General features: G+C 72.7%; 22 protein-coding genes. 10 read left to right on the top strand and 12 right to left on the bottom strand.

Going from position 1 to position 21,108, the window contains the following annotated elements; genetic code table 11:
* Window positions 1–23 precede the first annotated feature (23 nt).
* The gene (locus GQQ93_RS00215; RefSeq protein ID WP_157422223.1) at window positions 24–449 is read right to left on the bottom strand and encodes a VOC family protein; all 426 of its coding nucleotides are present in this window, start codon (window positions 447–449) and stop codon (window positions 24–26) included.
* Window positions 450–520: 71 nt separating this feature from the next.
* Between GQQ93_RS00215 and GQQ93_RS18165 the strand changes: the two genes are divergently transcribed.
* Genes GQQ93_RS18165 through GQQ93_RS00205 form a run of 3 tightly spaced genes read left to right on the top strand, consistent with a single transcriptional unit; the run spans window position 521 to window position 1,654 of the window.
* The gene (locus tag GQQ93_RS18165) at window positions 521–643 is read left to right on the top strand and encodes a hypothetical protein (RefSeq protein WP_281349858.1); all 123 of its coding nucleotides are present in this window, start codon (window positions 521–523) and stop codon (window positions 641–643) included.
* A gap of 45 nt (window positions 644–688) precedes the next feature.
* Complete coding sequence (locus GQQ93_RS00210) at window positions 689–1,291, top strand: dihydrofolate reductase family protein (RefSeq protein WP_157422222.1); 603 nt, start codon at window positions 689–691, stop codon at window positions 1,289–1,291.
* Window positions 1,292–1,330: 39 nt separating this feature from the next.
* Complete coding sequence (locus GQQ93_RS00205; protein WP_157422221.1) at window positions 1,331–1,654, top strand: hypothetical protein; 324 nt, start codon at window positions 1,331–1,333, stop codon at window positions 1,652–1,654.
* Window positions 1,655–1,706: 52 nt separating this feature from the next.
* Here the strand turns inward: GQQ93_RS00205 and GQQ93_RS00200 are convergent, their stop codons facing one another.
* Window positions 1,707–3,236, bottom strand: a complete 1,530-nt coding sequence (locus tag GQQ93_RS00200) for an ATP-dependent DNA ligase (protein ID WP_157422220.1) — start codon at window positions 3,234–3,236, stop codon at window positions 1,707–1,709.
* A gap of 42 nt (window positions 3,237–3,278) precedes the next feature.
* On the opposite strand from GQQ93_RS00200, the gene GQQ93_RS00195 reads away from it, so the two are divergent.
* The gene (locus GQQ93_RS00195) at window positions 3,279–4,148 is read left to right on the top strand and encodes a 3-methyladenine DNA glycosylase (protein ID WP_157422219.1); all 870 of its coding nucleotides are present in this window, start codon (window positions 3,279–3,281) and stop codon (window positions 4,146–4,148) included.
* 95 nt (window positions 4,149–4,243) lie between these two features.
* Here the strand turns inward: GQQ93_RS00195 and GQQ93_RS00190 are convergent, their stop codons facing one another.
* Together GQQ93_RS00190 and GQQ93_RS00185 are read right to left on the bottom strand one after the other, a co-directional pair.
* Window positions 4,244–5,170: an aldo/keto reductase gene (locus tag GQQ93_RS00190; protein ID WP_246191947.1), complete on the bottom strand. Its 927-nt coding sequence runs from the start codon at window positions 5,168–5,170 to the stop codon at window positions 4,244–4,246.
* Window positions 5,171–5,239: 69 nt separating this feature from the next.
* Window positions 5,240–5,986, bottom strand: coding sequence for an SDR family oxidoreductase (locus GQQ93_RS00185; RefSeq protein WP_157422218.1), 747 nt, complete (start codon window positions 5,984–5,986; stop codon window positions 5,240–5,242).
* Window positions 5,987–6,117: 131 nt separating this feature from the next.
* Here GQQ93_RS00185 and sigJ point away from each other — a divergent pair, with 131 nt between their 5' ends.
* A complete protein-coding gene (gene sigJ, locus GQQ93_RS00180; RefSeq protein ID WP_157422217.1) occupies window positions 6,118–7,044 on the top strand; it encodes an RNA polymerase sigma factor SigJ in 927 nt (308 codons plus the stop codon).
* A gap of 29 nt (window positions 7,045–7,073) precedes the next feature.
* On the top strand, window positions 7,074–7,364 hold the full coding sequence (locus tag GQQ93_RS00175; protein WP_157422216.1) for a DUF1905 domain-containing protein: 291 nt from the start codon (window positions 7,074–7,076) through the stop codon (window positions 7,362–7,364).
* Window positions 7,365–7,408: 44 nt separating this feature from the next.
* Here the strand turns inward: GQQ93_RS00175 and GQQ93_RS00170 are convergent, their stop codons facing one another.
* Together GQQ93_RS00170 and GQQ93_RS00165 are read right to left on the bottom strand one after the other, a co-directional pair.
* Window positions 7,409–7,780, bottom strand: coding sequence for a PLDc N-terminal domain-containing protein (locus GQQ93_RS00170; protein WP_157422215.1), 372 nt, complete (start codon window positions 7,778–7,780; stop codon window positions 7,409–7,411).
* Window positions 7,781–7,834: 54 nt separating this feature from the next.
* Complete coding sequence (locus tag GQQ93_RS00165; RefSeq protein ID WP_157422214.1) at window positions 7,835–8,425, bottom strand: helix-turn-helix domain-containing protein; 591 nt, start codon at window positions 8,423–8,425, stop codon at window positions 7,835–7,837.
* 66 nt (window positions 8,426–8,491) lie between these two features.
* On the opposite strand from GQQ93_RS00165, the gene GQQ93_RS00160 reads away from it, so the two are divergent.
* The gene (locus GQQ93_RS00160; RefSeq protein WP_157422213.1) at window positions 8,492–9,436 is read left to right on the top strand and encodes an NAD(P)/FAD-dependent oxidoreductase; all 945 of its coding nucleotides are present in this window, start codon (window positions 8,492–8,494) and stop codon (window positions 9,434–9,436) included.
* A gap of 52 nt (window positions 9,437–9,488) precedes the next feature.
* Complete coding sequence (locus tag GQQ93_RS00155; protein WP_157422212.1) at window positions 9,489–10,193, top strand: endonuclease/exonuclease/phosphatase family protein; 705 nt, start codon at window positions 9,489–9,491, stop codon at window positions 10,191–10,193.
* A gap of 10 nt (window positions 10,194–10,203) precedes the next feature.
* Here GQQ93_RS00155 and GQQ93_RS00150 read toward each other — a convergent pair whose 3' ends face one another.
* Window positions 10,204–11,568, bottom strand: a complete 1,365-nt coding sequence (locus GQQ93_RS00150; RefSeq protein WP_157422211.1) for a hypothetical protein — start codon at window positions 11,566–11,568, stop codon at window positions 10,204–10,206.
* Window positions 11,569–11,734: 166 nt separating this feature from the next.
* Here GQQ93_RS00150 and GQQ93_RS00145 point away from each other — a divergent pair, with 166 nt between their 5' ends.
* Window positions 11,735–12,550 (top strand): DUF2306 domain-containing protein, encoded by an 816-nt coding sequence (locus GQQ93_RS00145; protein ID WP_157422210.1) that lies wholly within the window; start codon window positions 11,735–11,737, stop codon window positions 12,548–12,550.
* A 2-nt stretch (window positions 12,551–12,552) separates the two neighbouring features.
* On the opposite strand, the gene GQQ93_RS00140 is transcribed toward GQQ93_RS00145, so the two are convergent.
* Both GQQ93_RS00140 and GQQ93_RS00135 read right to left on the bottom strand, forming a co-directional pair.
* Window positions 12,553–13,149, bottom strand: coding sequence for a hypothetical protein (locus GQQ93_RS00140; protein WP_157422209.1), 597 nt, complete (start codon window positions 13,147–13,149; stop codon window positions 12,553–12,555).
* 213 nt (window positions 13,150–13,362) lie between these two features.
* Window positions 13,363–15,960 (bottom strand): lamin tail domain-containing protein, encoded by a 2,598-nt coding sequence (locus GQQ93_RS00135; protein ID WP_157422208.1) that lies wholly within the window; start codon window positions 15,958–15,960, stop codon window positions 13,363–13,365.
* Between the two features lie 174 nt (window positions 15,961–16,134).
* Here GQQ93_RS00135 and GQQ93_RS00130 point away from each other — a divergent pair, with 174 nt between their 5' ends.
* Entirely contained in the window at window positions 16,135–17,355 is a 1,221-nt protein-coding gene (locus tag GQQ93_RS00130; RefSeq protein ID WP_157422207.1) for an FAD-dependent oxidoreductase, read from the top strand.
* 190 nt (window positions 17,356–17,545) lie between these two features.
* Here GQQ93_RS00130 and GQQ93_RS00125 read toward each other — a convergent pair whose 3' ends face one another.
* The 3 genes from GQQ93_RS00125 to GQQ93_RS00115 all read right to left on the bottom strand — a co-directional run bounded on the left by GQQ93_RS00125 (window position 17,546) and on the right by GQQ93_RS00115 (window position 21,106).
* A complete protein-coding gene (locus GQQ93_RS00125) occupies window positions 17,546–18,070 on the bottom strand; it encodes a GNAT family N-acetyltransferase (RefSeq protein ID WP_157422206.1) in 525 nt (174 codons plus the stop codon).
* Between the two features lie 9 nt (window positions 18,071–18,079).
* Window positions 18,080–19,588: an APC family permease gene (locus GQQ93_RS00120; protein ID WP_157422205.1), complete on the bottom strand. Its 1,509-nt coding sequence runs from the start codon at window positions 19,586–19,588 to the stop codon at window positions 18,080–18,082.
* Between the two features lie 123 nt (window positions 19,589–19,711).
* On the bottom strand, window positions 19,712–21,106 hold the full coding sequence (locus GQQ93_RS00115) for an amidase (RefSeq protein WP_157422204.1): 1,395 nt from the start codon (window positions 21,104–21,106) through the stop codon (window positions 19,712–19,714).
* Between the last annotated feature and the right edge of the window lie 2 nt (window positions 21,107–21,108).

Below are 21,108 nucleotides of genomic sequence, written 5' to 3'. Positions count from 1 at the left end.
GCCCGCTCGGGGCTGCGGGAGCGTCACATCGCGCGGGTGCCGTCGCTCATGACCGGCGAGATGAGCCCGAAGAGGTTGCCGTCGGGGTCGGTCAGCGCACCGGTGCGGCCCACGCCCTCGGTGTCCTCGAGAGGCACCGCCTCGGTCGCCCCGAGATCGAGCGCCCGCGCGAACGTCGCATCGACGTCGTCGACGCCGACCACGATGTTGCAGCCGTTGACCGGCGCCCCCGGCGCCGGAGCCGGCCCTTCCCGCTGGGTGAGCCCGCCGTTGATGCCGAGCCCGGGCGACGCCTCGGTGTTGCCGATCGACCCCTCACCGGTCTGGATCATCCAGTAGGGATAGTCTCCGAATTGCGTGAACTGCCACCCGAGGAGTTCGGTGTAGAAGTCGACGAGCCGCTGCGGCTCGCTCGCGTGGATCTCGAAGTGCACGACCAGGTTCGCCATCATGGCTCCGTTCGCTCATCGCCGGCTCGCCGCGTCGCAGCCGGTCACGCGGCACAGGCTACGCCGGGCCGGTGACATCCTCCACCGGCGTCGACGCCGGGTACGGCGAGGCATCCGAGATGGGGGTTCCGTTCACCGCCCCGGAGGCGAACAATGGGCACGGTGCGGGCGCGTTCGCGACCCGCCGCCGATGACGTGCCGAGGCGGCCGTGCTGCCCGGCATGCGAAGGAGCGGAACCATGGGCATCATCGCCGCCGACCTGTTCGTCACGATCGACGGGGTCTATCAGGCCCCGGGAGGACCCGAGGAGGACGAGGAGCACGGCTTCCCCTACGGCGGCTGGCAGGCGCCGTATCTCGACGACGAGAACGGCGCCGACATCATGGCGGGCATCGACCGGCTCGACGCGCTGCTGCTCGGGCGCAAGACCTATGACATCTTCGCCGCGTACTGGCCGCTGCAGTCGGGCCCCATCGCAGACAAGTTCAACGCCGTGCCCAAGTTCGTCGTCTCGCGCACGCTCGGCGACGCCGACTGGGCCGGCACCACGGTGCTGCGCGACGCCGCCGCCGAGCTGCCCCGAGTGAAGCAGCGATTCGACGAGATCCACATGATCGGCAGCGGCGACCTCCTGCAGACGCTGCTCGACGACGACCTGGTCGACCGGCTGAACCTGTTCGTCTACCCGATCGCCTTCGGCACCGGCAAGCGGATGTTCCGCGACGGGGTGAAGCCGGCCTCGTTCACGCTGGCGGAGCCCGCCCGCAGTTATTCGAGCGGCGCGATCGGGCTGGTCTACGACCGGGCCGGAGTGCCGGTGACCGGAATCTCGATGGAGTGACGCGATGCTGAACAGCCTGCAACGGGGCGGCCGGCCCGCATGAGCGCGCGCGAAGCGGGATCCGCACTCCTCGGGGAGTTCGCGCCCGAACTCCTCGCAGAACCCGGTGTGGCGTTCGGCCGGATGTTCGAGTCGGAGGGGTTGTCGGTGCGCGGCAAGCTCTTCGCGTTCGTCTCGTCGCACGGCGACCTGGTGGTGAAGCTCGACGCCGACCGCATCGAGGAGTCGGGGCTCGACAACATGGTGATGCGCGGACGCCCGATGCGGGAGTGGGCGGTCGTGCCCATCGAAGGCGGGGTCGGCCGTTGGCGCGAGGTCGCCCGCGAGGCCTACGCCTTCGTCGATTCGATCACGCCGCGCTGAGCCGGACTCCCGAAGTCCGACGCGGAGGTTCGCGTCTCTGCGCCCCCGGGCCTCACCCGCGCAGCAGCCCCCGCAGCGTCTGGATCGTGTCGGCCTCGGCCGGCCCCTTGTCGTCGCGGTAGCGCTTGACGCGCGCGAAGCGCAGGGCGATGCCGCCCGGGTACCGGCTCGACCGCTGCACCCCGTCGATCGCGATCTCGACGACCGTGACGGGCGCGACGAAGACGGTGTTCGCCGTACGCCGCACCTCGATCTCGGGGAAGTGCTCGGTCTGCCAACGCAGCAGCTCGTCGGTGAGCCCCTTGAACGTCTTGCCGACCATCACGTAGCCGCCCGGCTCTCCGAACTCGCCGGTCGGGTCGAGCGCGCCGAGATGCAGGTTCGAGAGCAGCCCGGTGCGGCGCCCCGAACCCCACTCGCAGGCGAGCACGACGAGGTCGTAGCTGAGCACCGGCTTCACCTTGATCCAGCTCGCGCCGCGACGGCCGGCCGCGTAGGGCGAGTCGATCGACTTCACGACCACGCCCTCGTGGCCTGCGGCGAGCGCCTCGCGCGAGACCCGTTCTGCGATGTCGGCATCGGCGGTCACCTCGCCGGGGATGCAATGGCCGGGGGCGATGCGCTCGAGCTCGGCGAGGCGGGCGGCGAGCGGTTCGTCGATGAGGTCGCGCCCGTCGACGTGGAGCACGTCGAAGAACCAGGGGTGCAGCACCGCCTCGCGGGCGTTCTCGGCGCCGAACCGCGACATCGTCTCTTGAAACGGTCGGGGCGCCCCGTCTTCGCCGAGCGAGAGCGTCTCACCGTCGAGGATCACCCGGTCGACCGGCAGCCCGCGCACCACCTCGACGACCTCGGGCACCCGGTGCGTGATGTCGGCGAGGTTGCGGGTGAAGACCCGCACCTCGTCGCCCGCGCGGTGCACCTGGATGCGCGCGCCGTCGAGCTTGAATTCGACGGATGCCTCGCCCGTCTGCTCGATCGCCGCGCTCGGCGTGCCCGCGGTCGCCGCGAGCATCGGCTGCACGGCTCGCCCGACGACGAGCCCGATCGCCTCGAGCTCGCCTGCGGCGCCGGTGAGCGCCACCCGGGCGGTCTCGCCGAGGTCGCCCGAGAGCATGGCAGCCCGGCGCACGACCTCGGCGGGGCGGTCGGCCGCGCGGGCGACGGCGTCGGCGAGCACGCCCGCGAGCGCGCCGGTGCGCACCTCGCCGAGCAGCACTCCGGCGATGAGGTGCTGCTCGCCCTCGGTCGCCCGCGCGAGGAGTTCGCGCAGTTCACGCGCCCGCTCGCCCGAGGAGCCGGTTCCGGCGGCGCCGGCGATGCGGTCGAGCGCGGCGTCGAGCTCGGCGACGGTGATCGACGGCGACGCGGCCGCCTCGGTCGTCTCGACCGCGGCCGAGAGACCGCGCCACCCGACGCCCACCCGGCCCTGCCGCGGCCTGCCCACGAGGAACCCCACGGCCGGTGCGATCTCGTCGGGTTCGAGCCGGCGCAGCAGTTCGGCCAGCGCGTCGATCTTCGCGAGGCGCGAGCGGGTGGCGGCCACGGCCGCCGAGGTGGTGACGAGCTCGTCGATCAGCACTCGCCCAGTCTCGCACCAGCCGCCGACACGTACCCTTGGACGATGACCACGCTCCTCTCCGCCGACGCCTGGCGCGCCCGCGCCGAGGCGCACGCAGAGCGGGCCGATGCGCTGACCGCAGGTCATCGCGAGCGGACGGCGCGCGGCGAGAAGCATCCCATCGAGGACTTCCTCTTCACCTACTACTCCTACTCGCCGAGCCTCTTGCGCCGCTGGCACCCGGGCCCCGGCGTCGAGCTCGCCGACGCAGCAGGCACCCCGCGCGCCGAGTGGCGCTGGTACGCGCCGGGCGGAGAGCCCGACTCGCTCGTCGTCGACCGTGCGACGATGACCGCCGAGAAGGGGGCGATGCTCGGCGTCGTCGAGCGCATGCTCCGGCTCACGGCGTCACGGCCGGGTTCGTTCGGATGCTTCGGGCTGCACGAGTGGGCCATGGTGTACCGGCAGCGCGAGCACCGGCACCCGGTGCCGCTGCGGCTCGGGCAGGCGGCGACCGATGAGGTCGTCGAGGCGCACGAGCTGCGCTGCACCCACATCGACGCGTTCCGCTTCTTCACCCCCGAGGCGACCCCGCGCAATCGCTTCGAGCCGACCCGCGAATCGCAGCCCGAGCTCGAGCAGCCCGGCTGCCTGCACGCCGGCATGGACGTCTACAAGTGGACGGTGAAGCTCGGCCCGCTCGCCCCGGGCGAGCTGCTGCTCGACGCCTTCGAGCTCGCCCGCGACATCCGCGTTCTCGACATGCGGGCCTCGCCCTACGACATGGAGCCGTGGGGCGGCGAACCGGTGCGCATCGAGACGCCGGAGGGCAAGGCCGAGTACGTGCGGCAGCAGCGCGGCTTCGCCGAACGTGCGAACGCGCTGCGCGGCAGCATCCTGGATGCCGCGTTCGCGCCGGTGCCCACTCGCTGACGCGTGACGGCTTCTGCAGGAGAATGGTCTACATCATGGGCTGAGCGCGGACATCGCGACGAATCTCCTGCAGAAGCCGTGACGTGAGGCCGTGCTCAGGGCACCTGGTACCCGGCGGCGCGGAACAGCTCGTACCACTCCGGCCGGGTGAGCGGCACGTCCGAGCCCGCCGCGGCGCCGGCGACGCGCTCGGGGTTCGTCGTGCCGAGCACGACCTGCATGTTCGCGGGGTGGCGGGTGATCCACGCGGTGGCGATCGCGATCGGCGTCACCCCGTACTTCTCTGCGAGCCGGTCGATCGCCGCGTTGAGCTCGGGGTAGTCGGCCGAGCCGAGGAAGACCCCGCTGAAGAACCCCGCCTGCAGAGGCGACCACGCCTGGATCGTGATGCCGTTCATGCGGCAGTAGTCGACGACGCCCCCGTCGAGCATCGTCGACTGCCAGAGCCCCTGCATGTTCGCCGCGACTCCCTGAGCGATGATCGGCGCATGCGTGATCGACAGCTGCAGCTGGTTCGCGACGATCGGCTGGCGCACCGAGCGGCGCAGCAGCTCGATCTGGCTCGGCGTGTGGTTCGAGACCCCGAAGGCGCGCACCTTTCCGGAGGCCTCGAGCTCGTCGAACGCCCGCGCGACCTCGTCGGGCTCAACGAGGGCGTCGGGGCGATGCAGCAGCAGGATGTCGAGGTAGTCGGTCTGCAGCGCCGCGAGCGACCCATCGACCGACGTGATGATGTGCTCGTACGAGAAGTCGAAGTACGGGCCGTCCTTCACGATGCCGCACTTCGTCTGCAGGGTGACCTGCTCGCGCTCCGACGAGGAGAGCGCCATCGCCTCGGCGAAGCGGCGCTCGCACGCGTGCAACGTCTCGCCGTAGATGTCGGCGTGATCGAAGAAGTCGATGCCCGCATCGCGCGCGGTTCCGATGAGGGTGCGCACCTCGTCGTCGTTCAGCTGCTCGATGCGCATGAGGCCGAGCACGACGTTGGGCGCCGCGATGCCGGCGAGGTCGATGGTCTTCACGTGAGCTCCTTCGAGGCGCCCGACGCCTTCGGGGCGCGCCCACCCACCCTAGCGAGGCGGGGCGACGCGTCAGCGCGGGACGGAGGCGAGCCACTCGTCGAAGCTCTGGCGTCCGAGCATCGCCTCGGGGCCCGGCAGCACCGCGCCGTGACGCATCTCGCTCATCCCCTTGAACGGCAGCGCGATCGGCAGCACGGGCCCGCGGCGCCCCTCCGCCCTGACCAGGCGGCGCACCATCTCGGCGAGCTGCTCCTCGCGCGGGCCCGCGAGCTCGCGCGCACGACCGGTTGCGGGGTGCTCGGCGAGTTCGACGAGGCGTTCGCCGACCTCCCGCGCGGCGACCGGCTGCGTGCGCATCCGGGGCGCGAGCTGCACCCCCGCGACGCGCAGCCGCCCGGCCATCTGGCCCGCGAACTCGTGGAACTGGGTCGCCCGCAGGATGGTCCACGGCACCGCGCCCTGCTCGACGACGCGCTCCTGGGCGAGCTTCGCCTCGTAGTAGCCGTACGGCGCCGCGTCGATGCCGACGATCGAGAGCAGCACGTGATGCCGCACCCCGGCGCGCGCCTCCGCGGCGAGCAGATTGCGCGAGCTCGTCGTGAAGAACCGCTCGGCGGCCTCGCGGTCGATCGACGCGATGTTGGCGGTGTCGACGACCGCGTCGACGCCCGCGAGGGCCTCGGCGAGCCCGTCTCCCGAGATCAGGTCGACGCCGGCCGAGCGGGCCAGGATGACGACCACGTGGCCGTGTTCGCGGGCGACGTCCACGACGTGACGTCCGACGGTTCCGGTGCCTCCGGCGACGGCGATCCTCACAGTGCTGCTCCTCTCGTCGGGTGCGGCAGGATGCCGCAGGCGAGGCATCCGCTCGCCCCCTCATCATGACGACGACGCAGCCCGCCGGAATGTGACGCGGGACGGGCGGCACGGGATGAGAGGCTTGGCGCATGACCCGCGACGACGCTGCGGAAGCAGCCGCACTCGAGGCCGAGCGCCCGAGGCTCCTCGGGCTCGGCTACCGCCTGCTCGGCACGGTCGCCGATGCGGAGGACGCCGTTCAAGAGGGGTACGCGCGCTGGTACCGGATGACTCCGGTCGAGCGCGAGGCGATCGAGAACCCGGGGGCGTGGCTGATGCGGGTCACGAGCCGGGTCTGCCTCGACCTGCTCGGCTCGGCCCGCGCCCGGCGCGAGTCGTACGTCGGCGAGTGGCTGCCCGAACCGCTGCCGACCGCCGATGTCGCCCGCTTCGCCGTGCGCGCCGCCGACGATCCGCTCGACCTCGCGATGCTCGACGAGTCGGTGTCGACCGCGCTCCTCGTCGTGCTCGAGACGCTGACCCCGGCCGAGCGCGTCGCCTTCGTGCTGCACGAGGTGTTCGCGGTGCCGTTCGCCGAGATCGCCGAGACCCTCGGACGCACGCCCGAGGCATGCCGCAGGCTGGCCTCCACGGCGCGACGCCGCGTGCGCGAGGGTCGCGCCGGCACGGTCAGCCGCGAGCGCCACGACGAGGTCGTGCGCGCCTTCGTCGCCGCCGCGGGAAGCGGCCGGCTCGAGGCGCTCGTGGCGCTGCTCGACCCCGAGGTGGTGCTCGTCGCCGACGGCGGCGGCCTCGTCTCGGCGGCGCGTCGGCCGGTGCTCGGTCCCGATCACGTCGCCCGCTACGTCGCCGGCATCCTCGAGCGGCGCGGACCGGCCCTCGAGTGGGCGGTGCACGAGACCGCCGACGGGCTCGTGCTCGCGTTCGGCGAGCGCGGCACCGTCGACTCGGTCGCGGCCGTCGAGGTGCGCGCCGGGCGCATCTCGCAGGTCTGGATCATGCGCAACCCCGAGAAGCTGCAGCGCTGGAACGAACCCTCGACCGGCGCGGAGTGAATGGGTGCGGCCCGTCGTATCCTGAGCCGATGGAACTCGCATTCAGCGGTGAACTGTGGTTCTGGCGCGGGCCGGCGCCCTGGCACTTCGTCTCCGTGCCCGACGCGCAGTGCGAGGCCATCGCGGAGGTCGCACCGCTCGTCAGCTACGGCTGGGGCATGGTGCCGGCGACGGTGCGGATCGGGCGCAGTGAATGGCCGACCGCGCTCTGGCCGAAGGATGGCGGATACATCGTGCCCGTGAAGGGCTGGGTGCGCACGGCCGAGTCGCTCGAGATCGGCGACACCGTCGAGCTGCGTCTCGGCATCGTCGGAGTCTGAGCCTTCGCGCGGATCGAACCGCTTCCGACCGATCCGCCGTCGGGCTACCCGGGCGCTTCTCCCCCGACTTCCCGCCTCCGCCGCTCGAGTTCGGCGCGCTTCTCGTAGTACTCGATCTCGCGATCGAGGTCGGCGAGCTGCTCCTCGGTCGAGCGTGCCTCGCCGGGCGCTCTCTGCGGCACGACCGCCTGCGGGGCGGCCGGAGCGGCCGGGGCGACCCCGCCGCGGCGGCCCGCCGAGGAGCGCTCGCGGCCCACCGCGAACCACAGGATGGTGCCGATGAGCGGCAGCAGCACGACGAGGAGGATCCAGCCGAGCTTCGGCAGGTGCTTCACCTCGGAGTCGTCGCGCATGATGATGTCGACCAGCGCGTACACCATGGCGGCGAGCGTGAGGATGGTGAACACGAAGGCCATGGGCGTCAGCCTAGAGCCGGACGGTCGCTGCGGTCGGCCGACCCCGGCGAGCGATCAGCGCGTCGCGCGCACGTGCACCCGCTCGCCCTGCGCACTCAACAGGTTCAGCACCTCGGCGGGCTCGAGCGACGCGCTTGCGGTGCCGTGCGGCACCCGCGTGTCGAACTCGGCCGCCTCGCCGGCGTCGAGCAGGATCTCGTCGTCGCCGAGCGCGAGGCGCACCCGTCCGCTCAGCACGTAGACCCAGTCGTAGCCCTCGTGCGCGCGCTGCGGCACCGGCGCATCGGGCGGATGCCCCGGCAGCACCATCTTGAACGCGTGCACGTCGGGGTTGCTGCGGGTGAGCGGGATGATCGCCGTGCCGTCGCGGTAGAACGGCTTCGGGTGCACCCTCGGGTCGGCGATCTGAGGGGCGCCGACGAGGTCGTCGAGGCTCGCCCGGTACACCGCGGCGAGCCGGATCAGCAGGTCGAGCGTCGGACGTCGACCGCCCGACTCGAGCCGCGAGAGCGTGCTCGCCGAGATGCCGGTCTCCTCCGAGAGTTCGGCGAGCGTGAGCCCGCGACGGGTGCGGAGCGCTCGCAGCCGCGGAGCGACGCCGTCGAGCATGCGGTCCAGCGGCTGGCCGGCAGGATCGTCGGGCATGGGGCATCCTTTGCGGTTTCGGCAAACTCATTTGCCGTTCCATCATGGCACCTCGAGGATCGGGACATGCAGCAGACCACCTGGGACGTCATCATCATCGGCGGCGGCAGCGCCGGACTCAGCGCCGCGCTCATGCTCGGCCGCTCCCGCCGGCGAGTCCTCGTGCTCGACGAAGGCCGCCCGCGCAACCGATTCGCCGGCCACATGCACGGCGTGCTCGGCCGCGATCACAGCTCGCCGCTCGCCCTCCTCGCCGACGGGCGCGCCGAGCTCGAGCGCTACGACGGCGTGGCGGTACGCAGTGGCGTCGTGGTCGCCGCGCACGGCTCGGCGCCCGCCTTCACGATCGAACTCGCCGACGGCGAGCGCCTGCACGCCAGGCGGCTCCTCGTCGCGAGCGGCCTCCGAGACGCGTTGCCGTCCATTCGCGGGCTCGCCGAGCAGTGGGGACGAGGGGCGTTCGCCTGCCCCTACTGCGACGGCTGGGAGGCGCGCGATCGGCGCGTCGCCGTGCTCGCCGCGAGCGCCGCGCAGGTGCACCAGGCCCAGCTCATGCGGCAGCTCACCGCACGCGTCACCGTCTTCGCGCACGGCGTCGAGCTTCCCGACGAGGCGCGCGCCGGCCTCCTCGCCCGCGGCATCGAGATCGAGGAGCGCGCCGTCGCGGAGATCCTCGCCGACGAGCGGGGCTCGCTCCGCGGCATCCGCCTCGACGACGGCACCGAGCTCGCGAGCGACGCGATCTTCGCAGGACCTGCGCCCGAACCGAACGACCCCGTGCTGCGGCAACTCGGCGCCGACCGGGCCGCGCACCCGATGGGCGGCGAGTTCGCCGCGGTCGACGCGATGGGGCGCACGAGCGTGCCCGGGGTGTGGGCAGCGGGCAACGTGACCGATCCGCGCTCCTCGGTGCCGTACGCGATGGCTGCCGGCAGCATGGCGGGCGCGGCGATCAACGCCGACCTCGTCGAGGAGGAGGTGCGGGCGGCGCTCGCCGCGAGCGCGGCATGACCCGTCACGTCATCCACGGCTCACGTTCACCCTGAACGCCTAGGCTGAGGTGATGCTGGTCATCAGCTACAACCTCCGCAAGCACCGCGCGATCACCGAGCTCGCGGCGCTCGATGAGCGCTACTCTCCCGACGTGCTCTGCCTGCAGGAGTGCGACACCACCGACCTCGCCGAAGAGGTCGCACGGCTGCGGCTCGCGCACTCGACGACCGGCAACCGGCTCGGGCTCGCGCTCTACTACCGGCCCGACCGGTTCACGCCGCGAGACATCCGCGCCTTCGCCCTCAAGAAGTCGCTGCACGACCGCCTGCTGCGCCCCGCGCACGAGCGGCTGCTCGGTGCACGACTCGTCGACCTGCAGCACGACCGCGAGGTGATCATCGCGTCGTTCCACGCTGCGCCGCTCACCGCCCTCAACTCCTTGCGGCGGCACCAGATCCACTCGGCGCTCGGCTCGCTGCAGCTGATGGGCCCGCACCTGCCGACCCTCATGGTGGGCGACTACAACTACCCCGTCTTCAAAGACAATCTGGCCGAGAAGGTGCGCGACGCCGGCTACGAGCTCACCCTCAGCGACAGCCGCACCTACACGCGCTACAAGTACTTCCGCGGCCACTTCGACTTCGCGACCTCGGCCGACTTCGAGATCCGCCGCGTCGAGACGCTGCCGCGCGGGTCGAGCGACCACCTGCCGATCCTCATCGACGCGCAGTACGTCGGCACGCACGCCGACGACGAGATCGACGTCGTCATCTGAGGCGGGCGGGTCAGTCGCCGCCGCGGTCGAACTCGACTCGCTCCTCGGATCGTCCGGCCCGGTGGATGATCTCGGGATCACCCGGTGAGCACGCCGCGCGCAGCCGGTTGCGGCTGCGCACCGCACGCGACGCATCGACGAGCGAGACGACGACCGCGGCGAGAAGCAGCCCGCCCGCGGTGAGGAGGCAGGCGCCGACGTCGATCCATGACACCGTGTAGTCGATGTCGAAGAGCGGGACACCTGTGAACGCGAGCATGAGGGGCAGCGCGGCGACCCCCGCGAGCAGCCGCGCGACCCCGACGGCGGCGGTGTCACCGAGCAGCAACCACTCGAGGCGATCCTCCGGGGCGCGGCGCGGCACTCCGTCGGCGACCCAGCGGGCGGCGGCCGACCGGCGCATGGCGGCGAGCACGAGCCATCCGAGCCCGCAGGCGGCGAGCGCGGCCGACGTGAGCAGCACCGCGATGCCGCCCGCGAGACTCACGGCGTCGATCGCCTGCTCGATGGGCTGGTCGTAGCTCACCGGATCGCAGCCCCGGCACTGCTGGCGGGCGTAGACCGACACGATCCAGGCCACACATGCGAGGGCGAACGGGATCGCCGCGATTCCCGTCACGCGCCGGAGCCGCCGGTCGGCCGCGGGGCCGAGGATCGGCGGGCCGTCGTCGGGCGAAGCGCGCTCGCGTCGTTCGCGTTCGGCATCGAGCGCGCGGGTCACGTCGCCGCGGCGTCCGCGCGCGGCGACGAGCCGCTCGTTCCACGAACGATCGAGCGCCCTCCACAGACGCCGGGCGAGCAGCCAGCCGGCGGCCCCGACGAGGCCGCCGAGCAGCACGATCCACGTCACCGCGTCGTCGGTGCTGCCCGAATCGGTCGCGAGGATGCCGAGCATCAGCAGCGAGACGGCGACGCCGACGAGGCCGATGCCGAGCGCGACGCGCCCGAACATCGCGCCGGGCGTCGTGCGCAGGCGTCGGCGAACGCGCGAGGGCGGCACCGCATCGGGTTCGTCACGGCGCTGGCGCGAGAGCGCCCGCGGCCACAGCAGTCGCTCGACGCCCCCGGCGACGCCGAGCAGCGCCATCGCGGCCGGCACGACGACGAACAGCGAGCCGAACGAACCGCGAAGTGTCGCGTCGGCCTCGAGCTCGCGGCTCAGCGGACCCAGCGCCTCCTCACCGACGATGCCGGTCATCAGCCCGAGGAGGAACACCGCGACGAGCCCGAAGAGCAACCCGACGCACGCGTCGCCGACCGCCCGCGGCAGCGCCGCAGCGCCGGGCCGCGGCTCGGCGAAGTGAAGGGCGGGGTTGCCCGCCTTCGGCCGCTCGACAGGCGGGCGGTCTCGGCGGTGCCAGACGGGTTCGGACAAGTCGCGGCCTCCGGGATCGTTCCGCGCGACGCAGCTCGGATGCCGCGCGGGTGCCCTGCCGACTCTAGCGGGCGCTGCGACCCGGGGGCGGGTGGCGCTCGACCCCCGCATCGATCCGGGGGTTCACCCGATGACCGCGCCACGCCGAGGCTCGTAGCGTGCGGCCATGCCCTCCTTCACCGATCCCGTCGCCGCCCCGGCCGATTCCGCCGCGAACGCCGCAAACAGCGCCGCCATCCCTGCATCGCCGCCCGCCCCCGCGCGCCGCCGCACCGCCGCGACCCGCATCGGGTGGACGTGGGTGCTCCTCTCCTCTCTCGGCATCGCCGCGTTCATCGTCGTGCCCTACCTCACGGCCCCGCTGCGCACCCTCGCCGAGACACCTTCAGGCGGGCTCGCCGGCAACTACGCCGAGCAGCCGTGGCCCGTGCAGCTCGCGTTCTACGCGCACATCGTCGCGGGCGGGTTCGCACTCGTCGTCGGCCCGCTGCAGTTCTGGCGCGGCCTCCGCACGAGGCATCCGCGAGTGCATCGCTGGACCGGCCGCGGCTACTTCGTCGCCGTCGGCATCGCCGGCGTCGCCGGCCTCGTGATCGCCCCGGTGAACGACGCGGGGCTCGTCGGCCTGTTCGGCTTCGGCTCGCTCGGCGTGCTCTGGCTCGTCACCGGCTGGCTCGGCTACCGTGCCATCCGGCGGCGGGATGTCGCGAGCCACCGCGCCTGGATGATGCGCAACTTCGCGCTGACCTACGCGGCCGTCGCGCTCCGCATCTGGCTGCCGCTGCTCATCGTCGCGCAGCTCCCCTTCGCGACCGGCGACTTCGACTTCGACGCCGTCTTCGCGAACGCGTACGCCGCGGTGCCGTTCCTCTGCTGGGTGCCGAACCTCGTCGTCGCCGAGTGGCTCATCGCACGCAGGGGGCTGCCGACGTTCTGGCACGCGACGCCGTCGGCGACGCCGCCGACGGTTCGCGTGAGTTGAGGTCACCCGGCGATCGCGATGCCGATGCAGACGAATCCGAGCGCCAGGTCGAGCCCCATGCACCAGAGGGCGAGCGATCGCCCGACGACCTCGTTGCGGCGGTAGTGCACGAAGTCCCAGGCGGCGTGCGCGGCGAGCGCGGCACCGGCGAGCGCGAGCCCGATGCGCGGTTCGAGCGCGAGGGCGACGACGGCGACGCCGAAGTAGGCGAGCATCGCGAGCGCCTGCGGCGTCGTGACCCGCGGCCGCCGGATGAGCCCGACGACGACGAGCACGACTCCCGCCCCCGTGAGCGCCGCCCAGCGCGGCACATCGAGCAGTTCGGCGCCGAAGACGAGCACGGTGCCGACGCCCACGACGAGCCAGGCGACCCAACGCAGCCCGGTGACGGCCGCCGCGAGGTAGCAGAGCGTGGCGATGCCGAGCGCGGTCATGGGCACGGTCGCGCTGAGCGCCTCGGGGTAGCCGCTGAACAGCAGCCCGATACCGCTGGCCACGCCGATGGCGAGCGCGACGACGATGAGCGGAATGGATGGCGGTGGGGTCGTGACGGCCGTACCGTCGGTCGCGGTCGGGGCCGCGTGGTCGGTTCGGTTCATCGCTGCGCCTCCTTGCACGAGCTTCGGGGATGCCGAGGATCGATACCCCCTCCGGGTATAACACATCGATCCCCCCGCCGCCACCCCTCTGACCGGCGGTGGGCGCTCCCCGCGACTCTGACACTGAGTCACTGAGCGACTCAATGTCGGAACAGCGCGGCCGGGCGCCCCTGGTGGAGTCGCCCGGCCGGTCTGTCGTGGGGTCCTTGCCCGCTACTCGGCCGCTGACGCCCCGGCGCGACGGCGCCGGCGGGCCGCGATGAGCAGGGCAGCGCCGAGTCCCGCGATGAGCACGGCGAGCGGTGCGAGCGCGAGCAGTCCCGCGTCGACGCCGGTCTCGGCGAGGCCGTCGGACGCAGCGGACTGCGAGCCGGTGCCGTCCGTCCCGTCGCCGCCGCCCGTGCCGCCGTCACCGTCACCGCCGTCACCGCCGTCGCCCGGCCCGGGCTCCCCGCCCGGCTCCCCCGCCGCGGCGGGCAGTGTGCCCGCACGGAGGGCGGCGGGCTGCTCGCCGTCGGCGAACCACCACACGGGCCGCTCGGCAGCGGCATCCGCCGCGACGACGGCCGAGGCCGAACGCACCGAGGCGCCGGCCTCGAGCGCCGCGGGCGTCGTCGCGAAGCCCTCGTTGTTGAGGTTGGGCATGCCCTCGGGCCGGGCGAACAGGCTGATCTCGGGAGCCTCGCCGGTGAACGCGATGCGGGCCGAGCGGCCCTCGCAGCCGTCGTCGCAGACCGCCCAGAGCTCGCCGAGCACCGTGTCGTAGTCGAGCGCCATGACGCCGCCCAGGCCCGGGCCGATCTCCGCGACCTGCGCGATGGAACCGTCGGTGCCGAGCGCGTAGGCGTAGACGAATCCGTTGTCCTCGACGGCCACGAAGAAGAGCCCGTCACCGTGGCCGGGGTAGTCGGCCGGCTCGTAGGGCGCGCCGGTGCTCCGGTCGACGAGCAGGCCCGCGAGCGAGGCATCCGACACCCATTCGACGGCCTCGACCCCGGTGTTCGCGGCGACCTGCGGCAGTGAGGCGGTGAGGTCCCACTCCTGGGCGGCGACGACGTCGGGGCCGGGCGCGTCGGGGTCGACGGCGAGCACGACGTTCTGGTTCACGCCCTTCTTCGAGTTGTCGCGCTCGGAGGCGAGGTAGACGCGCCCGTCGCCGTCGACCGTGATGCCCTCGGCGTCGGGTCCGGCCGCGGCCGGGTTCCCGGCGTCGCGCTGGAACCGGGCGCGCTTGCCCTCGGCCCAGCCGTCGGCGAACGCGGCGGTACCGGCGGCGTCGACGTCGAGCTTCCAGAAGGTGCCGGTGCCGTTGTCGACGGCCCAGAGCACGGTGCCGTCAGGCGTCGCCTGCGCGTCGAGGCCAGAGGAGTCCTCGAGGAACATCGCGGTCTCGTCGAGCACGGTCACCTCGGCCGAGCCGGGCCATGCCTTCGCGACGGGCTCCTCGGGTCCGCCGGGCTCACCGGTGCCGTCGCCGCAGTTCGTCGCGCCCTTCGTGGCGGCCTTCGCATCGGCGAAGTCGCCGGTGCCGTCGGGGCAGCGCGCCCAGGTGACGGCGGCGTGCTCGGTCCAGGTGTACTCGGCGACGGTGAGGCCGCTCGCGTTGCGCACGGTCGCGACATCCGCGCCGCCCAGCCCGAAGGCGAAGTGGCTGCCGCCGTCGAAGACGAAGAAGGCCCCAGGCGCGAGCATGGTGCCGGCCGCGACCGGCGTGACGTCGGCCGCGTGCCCGGCGGGGTCGCTGTCCATGACGGTCCAGCCCGAGAGATCGATCGGCGCCTCGCCGGTGTTCACGACCTCGACCCAGTCGGTGGCGTCGCCGTTCGACTCGACCTCGTTGATCGCAAGGGCCGGCAGCACGCAGTCGTTGGCCGCGCCGGGCGTGACCCGGGCGAGCGCGAATTCGCCCGTCGCGTCGGGGCAGCGCGCGAAGCTCGCGGCCGCCTCGTCGCCGTCGACGGCCGGATGCCCCGTCCACGAGGTCTCGTCGACGAGCGTGCCGTCGGCGCCGAACACGCGGATCGAGTCGGAGCCGCCGATGCCGATCGCGGCCTGGAACTGCTGCGGGGCTCCGTTCACGTCGACGCCCTCGGTCTCGGCGTCGACGACGAGCCGCTCACCCGCGGCGAGGGTCGCGCCGGCCGCGAAGAACCAGCGGTGGTCGTCGGAGTTGTCGCGGATCTCGACGCCCGCGAGGTCGACGGCCGCGTCGCCCGGGTTGATGAGCTCGATCCAGTCGGCGGGACCCGAATCGACCTCGTTGAGCACGATGGTTCCGGGAACGGCCGCGGTCTCGCAGGTGTTCGGCGCACCCAGGGTGAGCGCGGTGCCGTGCGCCCACTCGCCACCGTCGGCGCAGCGCGACCAGTCGCCGAGGGGCGCCGTCGCAGCGTAGGCGTACGAGTCGACCTCGGCGCCCGCCGCGTCGACGAGCGTGACCGCGTCGCCCTTGCCGAGCCCGAACGGGAATCCGAGGGGCGACCCGTCCTTCTCGAGCACGAGGAACCCGCCCGCCGCGAGGCTCGTCCCGGCGGGGATCACGCCGGCCTCCTCGCGCTTGTCGTCGAAGACCTTCCACCCCGAGACATCCACGCTCGTGGTGCCGGCGTTGTACAGCTCGATCGCGTCGACCTGGCCTGCGACGACATCGTCGTAGACGATCTCGTTGACGACGACGCCAGCCTCGGCGGCGGTGGCGAGGCTCGGACTCGCGGCGACCGCGAGGCCCGACGCCGCGACGGCGAGCACCGCGAGCATCGCGGGCACGCGCCGGCGCGGGGTGGTGGATGGGTTCGGGTGCTGCACGGGCATGCTGGCGCTCCTGACGCGGGCGGGTGCGGGGGTCGGGAGCCACTCGACCGGGCCGCGGTGACGCGAATCCCACGCGCGGGTGAACAGGCGGTGTCGGGCGGCTGTCCGAACCCGTGGCGGACGTGCTCCGTCACGCGGTTCGCCCCCGCCCGAGCATCGGGCGAGGATGGAACCATGCAGATCATCGTCATCGGCGCGGGCGCCTGGGGGCTGCCCGCGGCCGCCGAGCTCGCTGAGCGCGGCCACCGGGTCACCCTCGTCGACCGGTACGGGCCCGCCAACCCGCTGTCGTCGTCGCACGGACCGACCCGCATCTGGCGGCTCGCCGACCCCGACCCCGCGAAGATCCGGATGACCCGGCAGAGCCTCGCGGCGATGGAGCGGCTCTCGCAGATCGCGGGCGAACCGGTGTTCCTGCGACGCGGCCTCGTGTGGCGCGACTCGCCCGCGGCGCTCGACGCCTTCGAGTGGACCCTCGCGATGGAGGGCCTCCCCCACCTGCGCCTCGACGCCGACCGGGTCGGCGCCCGCTTCCCCGGGCTCGTGCCCGACGGGCGCGGCGCGATCTACACCTCCGAGGCGGGCCCGGTGCTCGCCGAGGTCTCGCTGCGGGCGCAGCTGCGACGCTTCGAACAGGCCGGCGGCACGCTGCGCATCGCGCACGTCGTCGACGTCGACGCGGATGCCTCGGGCGACGGCCCGCGCCGGGTGCATCTCGCCGGCGGTGAGACGCTCGAGGCCGATGCGCTCGTCGTCGCGGCCGGCCCAGGGGCGTCCGCGCTGCTCGAGCGTCTCGGGCTCGACGTGCCGCTGCATCCCCACCTCGAGCAGGTCGTGCACATCGCCGACCCGGCGCAGCCGTTCGACGAGCTGCCCGACCTCATCGACATCGCGGCCGGCGACCGGCCGACGCTGTACGCGATGACGACGCCGGGGGTGGGCTTCAAGCTCGGACTCGACGCGCCGCTGCGCGACGCGGAGTGGGGCGTCGACGACGACCGCACGCCCGACGCCGCGCGCACCGCGATGCTGCTCGACTACGCGCGCACCGAGCTCGGCATGCGCGGCGCCGAGGTCGTCGACGCGAAGGTCTGCACCTGGACGGACTCCCCCGACGGCCGCTTCGTCATCGGCACCCCGCTGCCCGGCGTCACCGTCGCGTGCGGCGACTCGGGCGAGGGCTTCAAGTTCTCGGCGCTCATGGGCCTGGTGGTCGCCGACCTCGCCGAGGGCGAGACGCCGCCGGTCGACCTCGAGCCGTTCCGCTTCGACCGCTTCTCGGGCGCCGAGGCCGTTGCCGGGGGTGGGGCGACCGCCGCCCGCGCATCGCTCGCCGCGCCGACGTCGCTCGGCGGATCGCACGTGGACGGCGGGTCGCCCGAGGCATCCGCCTGACGCCTGCCCGCGTCGCGCGCGACGCGGACGTGCCACGCAGCGTGACCGCCGGATCGTCTGCGGGGTGATGGCTCCGACTCGGGCTCGGCGTCGGCCGGCGGTGTTTCCAGTCCGACATCTCTCGGTACTTCGGTACCGATGCCGCGAGCCGAGAGGCCCGAGCAGCGTGTCCGACGGAGAGGATCGACCTTCAGCCGGTGTCCTCCTGGATTGCCACGCGCTCGGATTCTCTGTCGGCCGGCGTGCCCGCAGGCGTCACGGGCCGAATCAGGATGACCGACTCGTCCGTCGCGACACTCCCCTCGTCGCCGAATCCGATGGCTCGGTAGTAGCGGATCGCGTCTTCGTTCGATCGACGGATCACCGCGCGGAGGCACCGCAGTCCCGCCTCCTCGGCGATGGCCGCCGTGGCAGTGAACAGGCCCCGACCCGCGCCGGCGCCCCTACTGACCGCAGTGACGAACGTGGCGATGTCCGCGACCCCCGGGGGAAGCTCCTCGTGGAATCTCTCGAGCGCTTGGAACCCCAGGAACGCCCCGTCGTCGGCGACCGCCACCACGCAGCTGATGCAGTGACTTCCGGTGATGAACCATTCTGCGAACTCCGAACCGGTCAGGGGCGTGTCGATCGCAGTCTTGCCGCCCTCGGCGATGACCCCGTTCAGGACAGCGGCCAACGCGTCTGCGTCGTCGAACTCCGCGCGCCGAATGAGCATGGGCCCAGACTACTTTTTCGTCGACATGCCGAGCGCTCGGCGTCGCTCGCCGCCCGGCTCGGCGTCGGCGCGCTCCGCGTCGCCTGCGTCGCCCGCGCCGCCGCCGCCGAGCCGTCGTGCGCGGAACGCGCCGACGACCGCGGCGACGACGAGCGACAGCATGAGCGCCCAGTTCACCCAGTCGGTGCGTCCGGTGAGCAGTTCGAGATTCGTCACCATGAGCACGAGGCCCGCGACGAGGCCGATCACGCCGAGCAGCGGCGCAACGAGCACGCGGAACACGCCGTGCCCGCGCCGGTCGCGCGCGAAGAAGCGGATCACGGCGACCATGCACACCGCTTGCAGGGCGACCACGCCGACGATGCCGACGCCGTTGGTCCAGAGCAGCAGCACCAGGTACGGATCGGCGCTGAAGGTGACTGTGAGCGAGATGAGCATGAGCGAGACGATCGTGGTGACGAGGCTCGCCCGTGCCGGCGACCGGAAGCGCGGGTGGGTGACGCCGAGCCGCGCGGGCAGGAATCCGTCGCGCCCGAGCGAGAACAGGTAGCGCGAGGTCGCGTTGTGGAAGGCGATGGTCGCGGCGAGGATGCTCGTGACGATGAGCAGGCCCATCACGGTGCTCGCCCACGCCCCGAGGTACGACTCGGCGAGCATGAAGTAGAGCCCCTGGAACACATCGGACAGCGAGTACTCGACGAGCCCGTCGACGTCGAGCGCGGCGACCGCGATCCAGGCGATGAACGCGTAGAAGACGGCGAGGAAGCCGACGGCGAAGTACGTCGCGCGCGGCACCGTGCGCTCAGGACTGCGGGCCTCCTCGGCGTAGATCGCGGTGCTCTCGAAGCCGATGAACGCGCCGAGGGCGAGCACGAACATGCCGCCGCTCGCGAGATTGAACACGTTGCCGGGGGCGAACGGCTCGATCGAGAAGTTCGACGTGCCCTCGGTCGCGAGCACGGCCACGGCGATGACCGCGAGGATGAGCACCTCGAGGATCATGAGCACGGCGAGCACACGCGCCCCGATGTCGATCTGCCGATAGCCGAGCACGGCGACGACGGCGAGCCCGGCGAGTGCGTACACCGACCAGTGCAGCTCGATGCCGATCATGGGGTTGAATGTGCTCGCGGCGTAGAAGCCGAGGAACCCGTAGAAGCCGGCGCAGATGAGGGCGTACGAGAGCAGGGCGACGAACGCGGCGGCGCCACCCGCCGTGCGGCCGAGTCCGCGCCCGATGAAGGCGGAGAACGCGCCCGCGTTGCGCACGTGCCTCGCGAAGGCGGTGAAGCCGGCCGCGCACAGGATGTAGACGATGCCGCTGAACAGGTAGGCGCCCGGCGCGCCGATGCCGCCGAGCCGGAACGCGAGAGGGGCGGCCCCGGCCATCACGGCGAGCGGGGCGGCCGCGGCGACCACGAAGAAGAAGATGTCGAAGGTGCCGAGCCTGCCGCGGGCGAGACCGCCCGAGCGGTCGTCGACGGGCTGGTCGGGGGTGGGGGTGGGAGTCGAACTCATGGGTGCTCCTCGTCAGCGACGGTGATGACTGCAGGGGGTGAAGCGGGTGAAGCGGGTGAAGCGGGTGAAGCGGGTGAAGCGGGGGCGGCCGAGGCGGGCGGTGGCCCGCCCCGGCCGGGGGTGTCACATCGCGGGCCACCAGGCCGGGTCGGTCCAGAGCGCGAGCTCCTGCTCGAGCGCGGCGCCCACGCGGAACACGGTCGCGTCGTCGTAGCTGCGGCCGACGATCTGCACGCCGGTGGGCACGCCGTTCGGCGCACGCCCCGAGGGCACGGCGAGCACGGGCACGCGGCCGATCACGTTGAAGGGCAGCGTCATGAGCTGCGAGAAGATCGCGGCGCTGTCGGTGCAGGGTTCGTCGGCGGCGAGGCCCGTGGTCGCGACCGTGGGGCAGACGAGCACGTCGTAGTCGATCATGAGCTCGGCGAACGGGCGGTAGAAGGCCGACTCGGCGACGAGGCCCTCGACGTAGTCGCCGCCCGCCGCGGCCTGCGCTGCGAAGGCGCGCGTGTAGGGCATGAGCTGTTCGGCGCGGGCGGCGTCGCCCTCGGCGATGGACTCGATGAACGGGCCCATCACGGCGCCGAAGTGCGGCCAGGCCGTCTCGGCCGTGCGCTCCGGTCCCCACGGCAGTTCGACGAGGTCGACGGTCGCGCCCGCGGCGACCAGCGCGGCGCCGACGGCACGGGTGTTCGCCTCGACGACCGGGTCGACGTCGTAGCCGCCGAGGTCGAGGCAGAGAGCGACGCGCAGGCCGTCGAGCGGACCCGCGACGCCCGAGACGGTCGCGATCTCGCGGAGCGAGGCGGCGTCGCCGACCCACGGCCCCGAGATCACGTTCTGCAGCATGGCGACGTCGGCGACGCTGCGCCCCATCGGCCCGTCGGCGCAGTAGGTGTCGGAGTTGAAGGGCGCCATGCCGGGCACGCGCGCGAACGGCGGCTTGAAGCCGACGACGCCGCAGAACGACGCCGGGATGCGGATGGATCCGCCGATGTCGGATCCGGTCGCGAGCAGCGTCGACCCTGCCGCGAGCACGGCGCCCGAGCCGCCCGAGGAGCCGCCGGGGGTGAAGTCGGGGTTCCACGGGTTGCGCGTGACGCCCCAGAGCTTCGTGTGCGTCACGGGGGCGCAGCAGTACTCGGGAGTGGTGGTGCGGCCGTGCACGACGGCGCCGGCCGCCTGGATGCGCTCGACGATCGGGTGGGTCTCGTCGGCGGTGTTGCCGCGTTCGAGGAGGCATCCGTCTTCGAGGAGGCGCCCCGCGATCGGATGCTCGTCCTTGAGCATGAGCGGAATGCCCTCGAGGGGGCGCAGCGCTTCGCCGCCGGCGAAGCGCGCCTCCGACGCGGCGGCGGCCGATCGAGCCTCATCGATCCACTGCTCGGTGACCGCGTTGATCGCGGGCTCGGTCGCCTCGGTGCGGGCGATCACCGATTCGAGCAGGTCGACGGGCGAGAGTTCGCGACGTCGCATCAGCTCGGATGCCTCGGTGGCGGTGAGCCGGAACAGTTCCATGT

This window comes from Agromyces lapidis, assembly GCF_009749405.1.
GTDB classification, from domain to species: Bacteria; Actinomycetota; Actinomycetes; order Actinomycetales; family Microbacteriaceae; genus Agromyces; species Agromyces lapidis.
This window is presented reverse-complemented; position numbering and strand designations above follow the sequence as displayed.

Excerpts from the sequence above, each read along its gene's own strand:
- GQQ93_RS00215 (WP_157422223.1), bottom strand. The coding sequence starts at position 449 with ATGGCGAACCTGGTCGTGCACTTCGAGATCCACGCGAGCGAGCCGCAG.
- GQQ93_RS00210 (WP_157422222.1), top strand. The coding sequence starts at position 689 with ATGGGCATCATCGCCGCCGACCTGTTCGTCACGATCGACGGGGTCTAT.
- GQQ93_RS00205 (WP_157422221.1), top strand. The coding sequence starts at position 1,331 with ATGAGCGCGCGCGAAGCGGGATCCGCACTCCTCGGGGAGTTCGCGCCC.
- GQQ93_RS00195 (WP_157422219.1), top strand. The coding sequence starts at position 3,279 with ATGACCACGCTCCTCTCCGCCGACGCCTGGCGCGCCCGCGCCGAGGCG.
- sigJ (WP_157422217.1), top strand. The coding sequence starts at position 6,118 with ATGACCCGCGACGACGCTGCGGAAGCAGCCGCACTCGAGGCCGAGCGC.
- GQQ93_RS00175 (WP_157422216.1), top strand. The coding sequence starts at position 7,074 with ATGGAACTCGCATTCAGCGGTGAACTGTGGTTCTGGCGCGGGCCGGCG.
- GQQ93_RS00170 (WP_157422215.1), bottom strand. The coding sequence starts at position 7,780 with ATGGCCTTCGTGTTCACCATCCTCACGCTCGCCGCCATGGTGTACGCG.
- GQQ93_RS00165 (WP_157422214.1), bottom strand. The coding sequence starts at position 8,425 with ATGCCCGACGATCCTGCCGGCCAGCCGCTGGACCGCATGCTCGACGGC.
- GQQ93_RS00160 (WP_157422213.1), top strand. The coding sequence starts at position 8,492 with ATGCAGCAGACCACCTGGGACGTCATCATCATCGGCGGCGGCAGCGCC.
- GQQ93_RS00155 (WP_157422212.1), top strand. The coding sequence starts at position 9,489 with ATGCTGGTCATCAGCTACAACCTCCGCAAGCACCGCGCGATCACCGAG.
- GQQ93_RS00145 (WP_157422210.1), top strand. The coding sequence starts at position 11,735 with ATGCCCTCCTTCACCGATCCCGTCGCCGCCCCGGCCGATTCCGCCGCG.
- GQQ93_RS00140 (WP_157422209.1), bottom strand. The coding sequence starts at position 13,149 with ATGAACCGAACCGACCACGCGGCCCCGACCGCGACCGACGGTACGGCC.
- GQQ93_RS00135 (WP_157422208.1), bottom strand. The coding sequence starts at position 15,960 with ATGCCCGTGCAGCACCCGAACCCATCCACCACCCCGCGCCGGCGCGTG.
- GQQ93_RS00130 (WP_157422207.1), top strand. The coding sequence starts at position 16,135 with ATGCAGATCATCGTCATCGGCGCGGGCGCCTGGGGGCTGCCCGCGGCC.
- GQQ93_RS00125 (WP_157422206.1), bottom strand. The coding sequence starts at position 18,070 with ATGCTCATTCGGCGCGCGGAGTTCGACGACGCAGACGCGTTGGCCGCT.
- GQQ93_RS00120 (WP_157422205.1), bottom strand. The coding sequence starts at position 19,588 with ATGAGTTCGACTCCCACCCCCACCCCCGACCAGCCCGTCGACGACCGC.
- GQQ93_RS00115 (WP_157422204.1), bottom strand. The coding sequence starts at position 21,106 with ATGGAACTGTTCCGGCTCACCGCCACCGAGGCATCCGAGCTGATGCGA.